This window comes from Niveibacterium sp., from assembly GCF_041909475.1.
Taxonomy (GTDB): Bacteria; Pseudomonadota; Gammaproteobacteria; order Burkholderiales; family Rhodocyclaceae; genus Niveibacterium.
This window is the reverse complement of record NZ_JAYRDJ010000009.1, coordinates 1-13,515: the sequence shown is the minus strand read 5'-3', so window position 1 is coordinate 13,515 and position 13,515 is coordinate 1. Positions and strand designations below refer to the sequence as shown.

Genomic DNA, 13,515 nt, shown 5'->3' with positions numbered 1-13,515 from the left:
CGACGCTGCGATGGGCCAGCTTCTGCTGTTTCGCCCTCGCCCCAAGGATGACGAACTCCTCTCCTCCTGGCTGGTCCGCTTGGCATGGGCGAACCTGACAAAGGTTCATCCGTTCACGCGAAGACTGTTCGACGGGGATCGAACACTCTGGCAGATTGACCTCGATCGATCGTGCCCGGAGAAATACCTCGAGCGACTCTCCAACGCTACGGGAGTTCCTGTGGCGCGCGTCAGCGAAACCACGTTGCGCGGTCTGGGCGGCGTGCTATTCGAGGATTCCGAAAGCTGCGTGAATACGCAATGGCTTCTTGAGATTAAGAAGCGCGGCCGGGCTCGACTCGGATATGCGCAGCAGTATTGTCCTTTGTGTTTGTCGGAGGACCCCGAGCCGTACTTTCGACGCATGTGGCGCCTCGCGTTCTCGGTGGTGTGCCCGAAGCACCGCGTGGTGATGCTCGACGCCTGCCCTGTCTGCCGGTCCTGCGTTGCGTTCCATACCGCGGACTATGGCGATTGGTTGTATCGACACCCGATGAACTTGGCGCGTTGCGTGTCGTGTGGCGCAGACCTTCGGACGCTCAGTCGCGATGACCTCCAGGCAGCTCCTGACGCGCTGTGCGGTTTCGTAGGACAACTCCAAGACATCCTTACTCTCGACGAGTCGTCCGCACCCCGCGAAGATGTCGCGATCCCGCTGGTGCTCTATAAAGGTCTGCACGTGCTTGCGTCAGCCATGGCGTCGATGGGAGCAACCGCCAAGCTTCGTGACGTGATTGCAAGACGCCATGGGCTGCTGCCACTGTCGCCAGCCTTTGGTCGATGCCGGGGGCGCTTTGAGAACCTGCGCGTCGGCGACAGATTCCTATTGCTCAGCTACGTCCAAGACCTCTTTATGGACTGGCCGGTGGGTTTTGTCAGTCTGGCTAAGCAAATCAGACTGTCGAGTTCGTACTTCCAGCGGTACCGGGCGACGATCCCATACTGGGTCGAGCAGCCGATACGATGGGCGCTCTACGGAAAGCACTACTCGCCCAGCGAGATGGAGTGGGCGGCTGCGGCGGAGTGGTTGCGGAGATCGGGAAGGACCGTCAATCCGAATACTGTTCGGAAGGCTTTAGGTGTCGCGTACAAACAGAAGGCGAAGCGGGCATCCTGAGCTGAGCGCCCACGATCGTGGCCCGTGCCCGTGCCATGCGGGTTATGGTTGGCCCGTCCGGCGGCCTGCGCGACGGTGGAAGCGCGATGGACTATCGCAGAGTCGAAACTCGATGCCCCTCGGCAGGGGGCAGCACTCCAGTCGGCATGCTTTCCTCTGGCTGTCCTTGTCCGGCATTGAAGCGATAGACGAGGTATTTCTGGTCAGTCTCGAATCCCTCGTTCGGTATCACGACCAACATGTCGCGATCGGACGTGTAGAGCCACCGTGGCAGCGCCTTCTCCGCGAAGTAGAGGCGCTCCTCCGCATGCGAGACGGGATTCTTTCGCAGGGCGATGCCTTTCTGATACGGCGGACCGTAGTTGAGTGCGAACACGATCGTCTTGTCTGCGCACTTCGCGAGCACGACGTCACCCACGAATTCGGTGTCTGGCATGTCCTGGAAGGCAGGTGCCGTCTTGCCGTCGATTTGCAGGAACAGTGACTTACCATCCAGCCCGTGTGACTGGGCGAGCAAAATGGCCCTTGTCCCATCAGCCATCGGGCACGAGAGAATCGGTCTTGGCGGCGCCGCGGCGACAGGCACCGCGATCAACCCAAGCGAAAGCAACAAATGCTTCATTGCACCTTCACCATGTCGCGCAGCAGTTGCATGGACTCAGGTGCCGCTTTGAGCTTTTCAGCGCAAGCGCTGATCTTCTTGTAGTAGATCCCGTTGGCGACGCCGCGGTAGCGTTTGTAGGCCTCTTCAGTCGAACTCGAGGTGTCGAGCCAGTACTGCATGTACTCGGTACCCAACTGGATGTTCTGGGCCTCGTCGAGGATGCTCGCGCTTGCGTGAAACTTGGCGCCTTCGTCGAAGGCAGCCTTCGTTTGCTTGTCGCTGGGCATGTGCCCAAGCTCTTTCTGCTTCCGATACTTGTAGACCTGCTTTACGGCGTTGAGCTGCATTTGCATCAGACCTTTAGCGTCATGCGCCGCGCCTGCATTGGCGTCGAAGCGAGACTCCATGTAGATCTGGCAGATGACCACGTTGTCGTCGAGCTTGGATTGATTGTTGGCCTGCACCAGCTTTCTGATCTCCCGCAGCCGTGCGGCGTCATCCACTTGAACCGATACAGGTTGGGTGTCCGCCTTAGGCGTCAGAGCGGCCTCACTGCGCTTAACAAGTTTCTTCTGAGTCATATTAGCGGTCCCAGCCAGGATTCAGTGGCGGGGTCTCTTCATAGACTTCCAGCGTTGCGGTCTCTGCCTCTGCGCTTGAGATCTTTTCGGTCAGACCATCTCGGTCTGTGCGCCCCTCGATCCGCGCTCCCGATGCCAAGGTGATGATGTAGGGGTAGTCGGCCAGAGGCTCGCCGGTAGCTTCGTTGGTGATGGCGAAATGTTGGTCGTAGGAGTTGTCCGGATTGACGCTGGATGCTGCGCGTGCCGCCGGGGCAGTCGCCGCGCCTTTTGAATCTGATCCTGAGCCCCCGCCGCTACCGTCAGTCGTCACGCGTTGACCGGCGATCAACGTGGCGCCGCAAGCGGTCTTGTCTCCTTCGCGGGCGGCCGGCATGCCATCAATCATCAGGGTGGGATCCCCCGACACGATCGTGGTGGTGCCACCGTGCCCTTTATGCGGGCAGGTGACTTTGTCGCCGACACGGGCGATTGCTTTGCCGCCAGCGTCCGAGCCCGGCGCGCCGGTAATCACCGTGCCGCCATTGTCGGTCTTGTCGCCGACGAGAATGAGTGGGCGATTCATGCGACATTCAAATAATGACAATCGCCTAATTCTATGCGGACGGTAGTGCAAGGAGGAACACTTACGTCACGGCATCGGCACGTCTTGCCCCAATCACTTCGGGTGCGCGGCCCCCCGCGTTGTACGCCCTGCGGGGAATCCGCGCCCCAACCTCCCACGCCGCGCACGAGTGTTTGGAGTAGCCGTGTCGACGCTTCGCCTTTTGGCGGAACGGCTCCCAGCCAAAGCCGGTTAAGTCATCGAAGAACTCGTTCATAGCCCGATCGCGCATTCTGCTCATATGATCTGCTCAATTCGTTCTCACCTTGGTGACAGCATGGGCCTCATGGACGTTTTCAGGATTTCGGAGATCAAGGCGAAGAGCGCGCGTTTGGAGGCTGAACGAGATGCTGCTCGCGCCGAGATCGCGGCGCTGACTCAAGCGCATGAGCAGCTCCAGACGACGTTCGTTGAGATCGGCGCGGGTGACGTGCTCAAGCTCAAAGACGTGATCCAGTCGTATGAACAGCAAGCCCACGCTCTCAATCAGAACATCGTGGAGCAAGAGCAGCGTCACGCGGCGCTTGAGCAGACTATTCGCGACCGAACACGAGACCTTGTCGTTCTTGATGACGAGCTGCTGCTGGAGTCGTTTGCGCTGTACAAGCCAAAGTTCTCCTTCACCAGCAGTCCCCATTACAAGGAACGCTTGGATCAGGTAAGAGAAAGACAAAAGCTACTCATCAAGGAAGGGTTGGCCGTTACAGCCAATGAGCAGTGGACCGTTAACGGCAGTGCGTCAGAAGGCCGAAAGATGGTCTCCGACATGAAAAAGCTGCTGCTCCGCTCTTTCAACAATGAGTGCGATTACTGCGTCGATAACGTCAAGTTCAGCAACGTCGAAAATCATCGTGCGAGGATCGAGAAGTCGTTCGATGCAGTCAAGAAACTTGGCCGCATCCTGAATGCTCAGATTACTGATTCATTCAAACAGCTCAAGCTAGACGAGTTGCAGCTGGCGTTCGAATACCAGGTCAAGAAACAGGATGAGAAAGAAGAGCTGCGGCGGTTGCGCGAAGAGCAGCGCGAACAGCAGAAGCTTGAGCAGGAAATCAAGGCCGCAAGAGACAAAATTGCCAAGGAGAAAAAGCACTTCTCAGCGGCAATCAAGGATCTCGAGACAAAGCTGGCGGCCTCATCAGACGCCGCGGATCGCCAGAATCTGCAGGATAAGCTAACTGAGGTGAACGAGTTGTTCCGCGCCTTGGAAGATGAAGAGAAGGTCGTCGACTACCGAGAGAAGAACGCCAAGGCGGGTTACGTTTACATCATCTCGAACCTGGGGTCATTTGGCGACGGTGTCTACAAGATCGGCATGACCCGGCGCTTGGACCCGTACGAGCGGGTGCACGAACTCGGCGATGCATCGGTGCCGTTTGTCTTCGATGTTCACGCGATGATCTTTTCGGACGACGCCCCGGCCCTTGAGGCGAAGTTGCATGGTCATTTTGACTCGGACCGCTTGAACAGGATCAATAACCGAAAGGAATTCTTCCGAGCGGACCTGAAGAAGATTGAGGCTGTTCTGCGTGAGAATTACGATCGCGTCTTTGATCTCGTCCATCACGCGCCCGCTGAGCATTTTCGCGAAAGCCAGAAGCTGGCCGAAATGATGCAGGCTTAGTGCACTGAATTCCTATGGCAAAGAAGCAGTCTGGAGTCTTTGACGACATCGTGGCGATAGCCGCGATGCTCCCTTGGTGGGCGGGTGTTGGTTTAGCTCTTGCCGCGTACCTCGTGCTGCACCACTTCGCTGTGCTGCCGGCAATGCCAGCACCTCGGACGGTTGCTGACATGACGGGGACCGTACAACACACGCTGGTTACGACCTTCTGCGGCATCTTGCAGTATGTTGTTCCGGGAGCGTTGTTGCTCGGTGCTTTGGTATCAGGCCTTAAGGCGAGAAAAGCCAAGCAGCTCTACTTCGATGCTCGTGCGGTGCCGGAGGAGGATCGTCTATCCGGCTTCACCTGGAAGGAATTTGAGACCCTTGTTGGTGAGGCGTTCCGACAACGCGGATTCTCAGTGCACGAACGCGGTGGAAGCGGACCCGATGGCGGTGTGGATCTGGAACTGCGCCTCGGTTCGGACAAGTACTTCGTGCAGTGCAAGCACTGGAAGTCCAAGTCCGTCAGCGTCGCTCCTGTTCGAGAGCTGTTTGGCGTCATGTCTGCTGAAGGCGCGGTCGGTGGCTTTGTCGTGGCCTCCGGTGCGTTCACGTCCGAAGCCAAGCGCTTCGTTGAGGGACGCTCCATCGAGCTTGTCGATGCTGTCTCGTTGGTTCGGGGCGCTGCGCCGCGTCGCTCAACTAGTGAGACCCAGCGCACCTGTCCAAGATGTGGGGCCGCGATGGTTCGTAGGCGGGCACGTCGAGGAGTGAACGCCGGCGCGGATTTTTGGGGGTGCCAAAACTACCCGCGCTGCAAGGGGACCGCGCCGCTCTGAGAGCGGCGGCAGCTTGCGTCTTGTTGATCTCGTAGGAGTCTCACTAGTTGGAGCAACGTGGCCGCAGCGGCAGCATGATTGACGGACTCCACGCGCTGGACGAGGCACACGCGGAACTCCTGCGGACGCTACTTCAGCAATGCGAAGCGTCTGGCGGATATGCGGACGCAAAGCCGTTTCGGGTCGCCAGCGCTGAGCGGCGAGTCGCCCTCAACGAGCTCGAGTGCGACGAGTACATCCGGAGAGTTCGAGACGGTCAGCGCGACTGCTACAGAGTCTTGTTGCCGGGAATTTGGCAGCTGTCAGAGTCGTCGGAGGAAGCACGGCGAATCATGGGCGTGGCCGAGTCCTTGTGGGCGGCGTATCAGTCGCACTACCAGACGCACTTCGAAGCGCCAGTGGGGCTCAAGGAGCTGTCCGTGCAGCTGGAGCTAGACGTCGAGACGGTCTCCCGTGTGCATACGTACATGCGTGAGTTTCCGGATTGTCCCGTTGAGTCATGCCCTGCAGACTCTCTGTATCAGTACGTCGCTGTGCAGGAGCGCGTGCTCGACTGGGAGCGATTTTCAGATTGCGTAGCTCAAGTCCGGCGCTGGCAAAGTGACCGAATTGCAAACAGTCGCGCGGGACAGGTGATCAGCTTCCTATCAAATGAAAGCGAATTTGTTGGCGGTGCTTTGCCTCCCTCCGTCGCCGTGCCGCCCTTACCGAGTTGGGCAGATAAGTTGCCGCGACAGGTTGCCAGCATATTCGGCGAGGTTCACACCGGGATCGCCGCGGACTTGAGGGCACTCACCGCGATGGGCATCAGGACCATCGTTGATCTTGTCATTTTCGACCACTTTGGCGAGGACCTCGGTACCTTCAAGGAGAAGCTTAGCCGTATTGCAGAATCGGGACGGTTGACTGCACAGCAGCACCAGGCGTTAGATGCCGTCGTCGAGGCGGGCAACGCGGCTGCTCACCGTGGTTTCACTCCGTCAGCAGACGAGTTGCGAGCAATGATGTCCGCGCTCTCGGTGCTGTTGCAATCGATCTACGTTCTTGATGGAGTGACAGTACAGCTTCGAGCTGCGACCCCGCCTCGTCCGCCCAAACCAAAGCGTTGAGGAGCTGAACTCCCGGTCAAAGCACCAAACTATCGGCCGCCGCTCTCATGGCCGCCTCGAAGTTCAGTAGCGGCTTGAACTCAGTCGATTTCTTGGTAGGTTTGAGCTCGCCCCCAGCGGTTTCCCAGTTGATGTCGTCGTTAGCCGCTGACGCTGCCGCGATCGGACGACACGGCGCCCAGCAGCCGATGGTTGTAGTAGCGCAGAGGATCATCAGTGCTCTGTCGGCCGTAGTTACATGAACGCCGATCTCAAGACGCGCCTCACCGCAGACGATCTTGCGGAAGACAGCATTCGTGTTGGTGACCTTCGACCGGATGATTTCTCTCGCGTTGGCGAGTAGCGCGACGACCTCCTCCCGGCATGCCGCCCATTCAGAATCCGACATCTCACGGGGTCCTTTGGACTTGCCCTCGAGGCTATTTCCGACACCCCGTTCGGCGCGATTTGGTGTCGAGCGCCCAGATGCCTCCGGCTCCTCATCGCCGGTTCCGACGGTGGTCTCTCGATACGCGTAGAGTGGCTTCGAGATGAGATCTGGAAACAGGGGACCAAGCTCGATTTCAACTGGGCGTCCGTGTGAGCGTTTCTGTGGCTCTGCGTCAGACAGTGGTCCGGCCGCCAAGGCTTTCGTGCTGTGTGCCTTTGCATCGTTCGACGTCGCCTCAGCAAGCCGTTTGCGTTTCGCCTTCTTGGGCGTGAACTCGTCGGCGCGAGTGGTTTGACAACGTAGCGCATCTACCGGAAATGGATGGGTGCAGCGCTTGATCCGGAAAACCATAAATCGACGCCGAGCGCCGGCCGTACTTGGAAGCCAGCGGCCTTCAACCGTCAGCTCGCTGAACCCTTGGAAGGGCAACGACATTTGGACATATGGTCTTTGACCACGAAGTGCTTGGCGCTGGAGTGATGGTCGAACACCAAAGGCGGCGCGCCGCGCAGCGTCGTCAAAGACCACCCGCGCTACATCGAACGCGGACGTAACGGGAATTCCAGGAGCCAACTGTACGAAGGGTGGCGTAGATCCGCCGCCGCTGTGCCATGAGCCATAGATGCGGTCGTTGTCGTCCGTCGACAAGATTCGGCTGATCAGTGCCGACGAACTACCGAAGTAGCGAGAAAGGATCTCTACAGACGGGATGATGAGGTCGGCCGTATCGCCAAGTATCGGCAATATCTGGCAGTAGGCGGACGTGTGTCTTCGATGAAGTGCGAAGGCGTCGAACGGCAGCAGAAAAGGACCGGTCCGGTCGTCGCGATCGTCGGTGCACCCGGCCTTCAAGAGTGCGACGCCGACCGCTGTGGTGTCTACGTTGGCTACCAGTGTATCGAGCGGAATCGTCCCAGCGGGTTGGGTGCCATCGAACACCATGCCCATAGCGAGCATGGGCAGAAAACCAACGCCAACCGACCGTTCAACCGGGGCGGCCGACCGGGTTAATGCGTCAGAGCCGTCGTCTACGAAACAGACGGCGATGCTCGGGCTGGAGGAACGATTGTTCAAATCTGGAAACGAGAGGTCGCCGAACCAACTGAGAACGCGACGTCCGGGCGGTAGATCGAGAAAGTTCATGGCGGGATAATGGTTCTGCCGTCAAGGATGTGAAAACCATATATTTCACGCACCGAGCGCTGCTGCACGCTTTGCAGCAGTGTTTGAACCAAGTCGCATCGCAACCGGACATGCCCAGAAACCTTTCGTTCCCCGAACGGCCAAATCCATGAACGACAGCACAGAACCTCGCGTGGCTCAACAAGCAAAGCCGATGAAAGCAAAATGGCGTCTGACGACTAGCACTTCGTCGGCGCGGCGAAGGTCGCCTGGCGCCAAGGAACCGAAGGTCAGCGAGCTCACAAGCATGATCCAACGGGGCTATTTGGCGGTGAGGAAGACTGCAGAGGTCGCGCTTGTGTGCGCCACGCTCATCGTGTTGATGTATTACATGTCGATCGGGTATTTTCCATTCGAGAGTCCCAGTGCGATCGCCGGTTTGGCCGCACCGGTGGCGTTGATAGGTGGCCTTGGGGGTGCCTCGTTCTTGTTCTTGTTCGGCGCCCCGGCTCTGATGTTTGCGCTAATCGCGGATGCCGGCCGTTCGGATCCGCTGGTGACGCCCTTTTTTGGCAAGGCGCGTCGGCGGATCGGTTTCGCTCGTTGCTTCGCGTTCCTGCTGTGTTCTCAAGGTGCAAGCGGACTGTTTGTGGCCGCGCTCTTCCAGACCTCGGCACCGGTCTCTGCGGCTCCGGCCTTTGTGCTTGCGTTGATGGCGTTCGTGGTGGGGGCGCTGGTATACGGATTTGCCGATTTAAGCAGTGAGTTCTTCTGGCGCAGGGTTGCCGCCTACGCGTCAGTGGGCGCGCTTGCGAGCGCGCCGCTGCTTGTATTGTTTCTCCTCATTGGTAGTGCGCCGGTCCTTCGAAACGTCTCCGAGCCTCTTGCTACAGTCATCTACTACGGCGCGCCGCTGGCTTGTGCTTGTGTAGGAGCATTTGCCTTGTGGATCTCCTTGGCCGCGCGCGTGAGGCGCGACGGAGTCATTCTTGCCACCGCCGTATTGGGGCTCGTTCTGCTTACCGGCGCCATTGGGCTTGGACTCAATCGCCCAATGCTCAATAACCTGATGACGGCCGTGACGCTGCGCGTACCTAACGCGACGCTGATTGTTACTGAGGCCGCTTGTCGTCCGCTCAAGCTCCGCGGGGCGAAGATCGAGGCTATAGACGGCTCATCGAGGCCCTCGGAAGCGATCGATATCGCGTCATGCGGTTCGGCAGCGATGCCCTCCGGCTCGACAGTTTCGGCGAACGGACGTCTGTATAGAATTCGGGGGGTGACGATTCTCTCAAGGGTGGGGGCCGACTGGCCGGTTGAGCTGACGGCGGTCGACGATGCCAAGGACAACCGCACCGAGGCCGTCGACTACATGGTCTTGCCGCGCGCTGTAATCGTCGACTGGAGAGTTGCGACGGTGCGGGCTGGTGGCGCGAAGTAGCTGCGTGAACTGCCCACAAAGGGTTATGTCTCAGCAGGTCAAAGGCCAGGGGAACTTTCCTGCGAGGTTCGCGGTGGCGCGCAGGTCTAGAGTCGCTCGCCTCTGCCAGAAACCCGCTCGAGGCTGAAGTCGGACGTCCGCGCTCGGCGGAGCGAGCGACCGCAGCAGCTAACACCGGGCATTCGACAGCCAGCGCTGTGGACGTCCTTTTCATCTCCATCACGCTGGCGTGGGTACACCCACTAGCCACGAGTTGAAAGCAATCGCGTCGCCGGCGCATCACGCCGTCTTCGGTCGTGTTTGACTGCGGAGAGCTTCGACTGCAAGGTTAATGGCCGTGACATCGGGCGCCAGCCTGCCCCACTCCTTCCAAAAGTCGCGGGTAGCGCTGTCTGGAGTAATCGCCGGTTTGTCGAGCCGAATCCGCGATGGGAGAAGAACAGCATCACCGAGCATCAAGGCCTCACCAGTGTCCAGAAGAGGCAGAATGCTCGTAAGGCCCGCTAAGGAATCCGGCATCAAGCGTTTGATGACGGCTTGGTCCGTGTCGTTGGTGAGGCGCAGCGACAGGAAGTTGTTGCACTGGCTCAGAATGGTCTTGCTGACATCCGATGGGCGCTGGCTGACCACTAGCAGCGAGAAGCCGTACTTTCGCCCCTCCTTGGCGATTAGTTCGAACGCACCAAGCGCCTGACGCTGCACCGCGTCGGCGTCATCGCGAACAGGAAGGTAGAGGTGCGCCTCGTCGCAAAGCAGCGTGACGGGTGTGCGCTTCGCCGGGTCCATCCAGAACTGCACGTCATAAAGGAGCCGAGCGAGCGTGCCGGTGACAACTGGCAGCACATCAGATGGCACTTCGGAAAAGTCGATTACTTTGATGCCGTCGCCCCCACTAGACCCAAGTAATTGGGCGACCTGCGCCGCGAGCCACCCATATGTGTTGGCTTTGGCCGGGGGCGAGAACATGAAGCCGTAGCGACGATCATCCAACTTAGCCTCGAGGCGGGAGATGAACCTGGTCAGTTTGTCTTCCCACTCTCCCTTGATTGGTGTGTCGTTCTTTCCTTTGCCTTTTGTCGTGTTGTCGACGCCCAGCAGGGAAACGAGATTCTTGATTGCGTAAGGGACAGGAGAGTCAACCGTAAATGTCTTGACGATCTCAGGCTTATTCTCGGCCTCAAGGGCTTTTTGCTTCAACGTTCGGACGTGCAGCGTGAATCGCGATGCTTGGTTAGGCGCGTTCTGGTCACTGCGATCCAGAATCATCGAGAGCATTTCATCGCGATTCAATAGCCAGTACGGAAGGAATAGCGCGTCGTCGCCAGGGTTTTCGAGATCGCCAGGGCCAGCTATTCGAAGTCGTTTCGCGAAGCCGCCGTTCTTAGCGTCAGCCAGAGGGGCATACTCACCGTGCATGTCGAACACGATGATGTTGGGGAACTTGAGTTTGGCCGCTCGCTCCAGGATTAGGGCGACGGCATAGCTCTTGCCTGAACCCGTGCTGCCAAGAATGGCGGCATGTCGCTGAAAGAACTTGTCGCCGCTGACAATGGCATCCGCACTCCTGTCGGCAACGAACACACCCAGCCGCAGGCGTTCGTTCTCGGGAAAGTCTGTACCCAGGATACCCATGAAGCGCTGCAAGTTGGCAGCATCGACAACGTAGCACTCGCGGTCGATCTGCGGAAAACTGTCAGCGCCGCGCTTGAAAGTGTTCTTCTTGTCCCCATCGACGGTTCGGAAAGTTCCAATCAAGGCACCGCGCACAAGATCGGTCGGCACCGGGACGAGTTCTGCGTCTTCGCCATCTTCCGGCAGCTCAGCCGCAAGTTCGTCACGCATGCTTCTGGTGACGCGTTCCGTCACTGCGATTAGGTACTCGCGCTCGGTGCTTCCGCGCACGGCGATCAGGTTGCCAATTCCAATGCGCGTTAGGAGCACCGAGTTGGAGACATCAATGCTGACGCGGCTAGTGTCCACGGCCGCGACTTTGCCTAGTAGTTCGGCGTCCGTGAATTGTAGGGCGGCAGGGGTGTCGTTCATGGCTCAAGAACCTCGTCAATGAATGAGTTCACGTCCCAGAGGGTGAGCCCTGGAAGGAATTGCTGGGCCTTGTTAATAGTAAGCCGAGTACCCGCGACGCCAGCCTCAACGTGGTGCTCCAGAGCGGTGACATTCGCGTTGGCAAGAGCAATCGCGGCAGCGTTTGGCGTAAGCGTTCGCGAAAGCATTAGTGTCGGCTTTCCGCCCCTGATCGCGGGAGACAGATGCGTCTCCAAGTGGTCGTCGTTAAACCCATAACCAAGGAAGAGGAACCGACTAGCCCGATCAATCGCGTCGTTGGCCTTGGCTCGATGATGATCGAACGGGCTTTCGTAACCGTTGCGAAACTTGTTCTGCCCTGGTGTGATGATCAGTCGCGTAGCATCGGACAGGTCACCTGCATAGCAGACAGGTTTGCCTCCCCGAAGATACCAATCAAGGCTGCCGTGCGGCTTGCAGATCAGCGCACGGGGGGTGTAGTGGTAGATGACCCTCGGCTTCTTGTAGGTGACGTTGCGGCAGAAGCTCAGTTTGCTTTCGCGTTCGTTGAGGGAGCCAGCGAACCGACCAACAAACATCGTGTCGGCACCGATCCCTGCCTCTTCAACAGCCACCTCGACCAAACGGTCATAGTTTGTCGTCACGATTGGGAGGCCGGACGAGGGTTTTAGCATGTGACCGAGCAACCGAGTCAGCCGCAACTGCCGCGTACCGTTGAACACCGAGGAAATGACAAGCCGCTCTCGCTCAGCAAGCATCGCGCCCGTCGCAGCGGACAAGGCCGACTCCAGAGCCGGCGTCGGCACCTTTTCATGCAGAGCGCCTTCCAATCCCATTTCTTTGATGAGCGGAACTATCTCCCCCCAAATAGCCAGATCGGCCTTACCTAGTCCCGCGCCGATGGTGGCGCATAAATGATCCGCCAGCTCACCCATACCGGGCAAACCTTCGGCACAAGACAGTCCTGACCCGATAACGGTGACTAGACCGTCGCTAAGGTGGCCTTGCAGGTGCATCTTGATTTCGTTCAGCGTCATGAGCAGCGCTACGAATTTAAGATGCTCATGATCCTACCGTCCTGGAGATCATTCAGGCCAGCCTACAATGGCAACGCAGTTCGAACAGCTCCCGGCGTGGAGAGCCGTCGCATACTGCACTAGAAGGCAGCAACGCAGTTCGCGAACCAACAGCGACTCAAAATCAGTCCAGATATCGCGACGAAAGGGAAAACGTCAGCCGCGCGGCGCGAACCTTCGGTTGAAACCCCACTGCCAAAACTTCTAGTAGAACTGCAACTCAGACTAGCGCCCGGAACAAGGCGGAGCGATCGCTTCTAACAGCTCAGCGGGTACAGATCCCCCAACGGGCAGGGGCAGCTATCGATGCGAAGCCGTCATTTTCCCGCAGGAGTATCTGACTGCAGACTGTGCGCAAGCTACGGCGATTAAGGACCGAATGCGCGATTGAGTACTTCGGCCAGACGTACCCCCGCGTCGCGCAGCTGCATTTGAACGATGGCCCTGCCGGTCGCGAGGTAGCGCGCATCGAGCGCCACTACCGTCGACGCTGTCGCACCGCATCGCCAGCCCGGCAGATCCGCATAAGCGACTTCCTTGGCTAGGCTGTAGCTATGCGCCGCCCAGTTGCTAATGTTGCCTCGGCGAATCGTGTCGAGATCCGCCTTAGCCGATGCAACGAGTTGCTCGGCATACTTCTCATCCGAGACCCCGCGTAACTCCCGTTTGACCAGTTCCACGTCCCACACTTCGTGAAGGTTGCGCTCGAGTGGTTTGCGCGCGCCAGCGAACATGACGGTGACGTCGTTGCCGCCTCGGTCGCCGTTGTCGGAAACATGCAGCGGCTGATGCTACATCTAAGTTTATACAAAATGGACCGAAGGGATTATTGGCAGATCAATAAATTGGCCACACTAGGTTGTCCATCACGATGGTCATAGGGATGGACACTTTTAGGATGGTC

Annotated in this window: 12 protein-coding genes; 5 read left to right on the top strand and 7 right to left on the bottom strand. The window is 58.6% G+C overall.

The annotated features are described in order from the left end of the window. The first annotated feature begins 10 nt into the window (after nucleotides 1–10). Nucleotides 11–1,156: a TniQ family protein gene (locus ACE3P0_RS08210; RefSeq protein WP_374401703.1), complete on the top strand. Its 1,146-nt coding sequence runs from the start codon at nucleotides 11–13 to the stop codon at nucleotides 1,154–1,156. A gap of 91 nt (nucleotides 1,157–1,247) precedes the next feature. On the opposite strand, the gene ACE3P0_RS08205 is transcribed toward ACE3P0_RS08210, so the two are convergent. Genes ACE3P0_RS08205 through ACE3P0_RS08195 form a run of 3 tightly spaced genes read right to left on the bottom strand, consistent with a single transcriptional unit; the run spans nucleotide 1,248 to nucleotide 2,906 of the window. After that, nucleotides 1,248–1,778 carry a hypothetical protein gene (locus tag ACE3P0_RS08205; RefSeq protein WP_374401701.1) on the bottom strand — a complete coding sequence of 177 codons (531 nt, stop codon included), beginning with the start codon at nucleotides 1,776–1,778 and terminating at the stop codon, nucleotides 1,248–1,250. Beyond that, a complete protein-coding gene (locus tag ACE3P0_RS08200; protein ID WP_374401699.1) occupies nucleotides 1,775–2,341 on the bottom strand; it encodes a hypothetical protein in 567 nt (188 codons plus the stop codon). The genes ACE3P0_RS08205 and ACE3P0_RS08200 overlap by 4 nt, the downstream gene beginning before the upstream one ends. A gap of 1 nt (nucleotide 2,342) precedes the next feature. After that, entirely contained in the window at nucleotides 2,343–2,906 is a 564-nt protein-coding gene (locus ACE3P0_RS08195) for a PAAR domain-containing protein (protein WP_374401697.1), read from the bottom strand. 316 nt (nucleotides 2,907–3,222) lie between these two features. Between ACE3P0_RS08195 and ACE3P0_RS08190 the strand changes: the two genes are divergently transcribed. From ACE3P0_RS08190 to ACE3P0_RS08180, 3 genes are all read left to right on the top strand, one after another. Beyond that, nucleotides 3,223–4,569, top strand: a complete 1,347-nt coding sequence (locus ACE3P0_RS08190; protein ID WP_374401695.1) for a DUF4041 domain-containing protein — start codon at nucleotides 3,223–3,225, stop codon at nucleotides 4,567–4,569. A gap of 14 nt (nucleotides 4,570–4,583) precedes the next feature. Beyond that, nucleotides 4,584–5,390, top strand: a complete 807-nt coding sequence (locus tag ACE3P0_RS08185) for a restriction endonuclease (RefSeq protein ID WP_374401693.1) — start codon at nucleotides 4,584–4,586, stop codon at nucleotides 5,388–5,390. A 74-nt stretch (nucleotides 5,391–5,464) separates the two neighbouring features. Further along, nucleotides 5,465–6,499, top strand: coding sequence for a DUF4145 domain-containing protein (locus ACE3P0_RS08180; protein ID WP_374401691.1), 1,035 nt, complete (start codon nucleotides 5,465–5,467; stop codon nucleotides 6,497–6,499). A gap of 16 nt (nucleotides 6,500–6,515) precedes the next feature. Here ACE3P0_RS08180 and ACE3P0_RS08175 read toward each other — a convergent pair whose 3' ends face one another. Then, nucleotides 6,516–8,072, bottom strand: coding sequence for a hypothetical protein (locus ACE3P0_RS08175; RefSeq protein ID WP_374401689.1), 1,557 nt, complete (start codon nucleotides 8,070–8,072; stop codon nucleotides 6,516–6,518). Between the two features lie 148 nt (nucleotides 8,073–8,220). On the opposite strand from ACE3P0_RS08175, the gene ACE3P0_RS08170 reads away from it, so the two are divergent. Further along, nucleotides 8,221–9,492 (top strand): hypothetical protein, encoded by a 1,272-nt coding sequence (locus ACE3P0_RS08170; RefSeq protein WP_374401687.1) that lies wholly within the window; start codon nucleotides 8,221–8,223, stop codon nucleotides 9,490–9,492. A gap of 279 nt (nucleotides 9,493–9,771) precedes the next feature. Here the strand turns inward: ACE3P0_RS08170 and ACE3P0_RS08165 are convergent, their stop codons facing one another. The 3 genes from ACE3P0_RS08165 to ACE3P0_RS08155 form a co-directional block, all read right to left on the bottom strand. Beyond that, nucleotides 9,772–11,535 (bottom strand): ATP-binding protein, encoded by a 1,764-nt coding sequence (locus ACE3P0_RS08165; RefSeq protein ID WP_374401685.1) that lies wholly within the window; start codon nucleotides 11,533–11,535, stop codon nucleotides 9,772–9,774. Beyond that, a complete protein-coding gene (locus tag ACE3P0_RS08160; RefSeq protein ID WP_374401683.1) occupies nucleotides 11,532–12,572 on the bottom strand; it encodes an SIR2 family protein in 1,041 nt (346 codons plus the stop codon). The genes ACE3P0_RS08165 and ACE3P0_RS08160 overlap by 4 nt, the downstream gene beginning before the upstream one ends. Nucleotides 12,573–12,979: 407 nt before the next feature. Further along, nucleotides 12,980–13,393, bottom strand: coding sequence for a S1/P1 nuclease (locus ACE3P0_RS08155; RefSeq protein ID WP_374401916.1), 414 nt, complete (start codon nucleotides 13,391–13,393; stop codon nucleotides 12,980–12,982). Nucleotides 13,394–13,515: the final 122 nt, after the last annotated feature.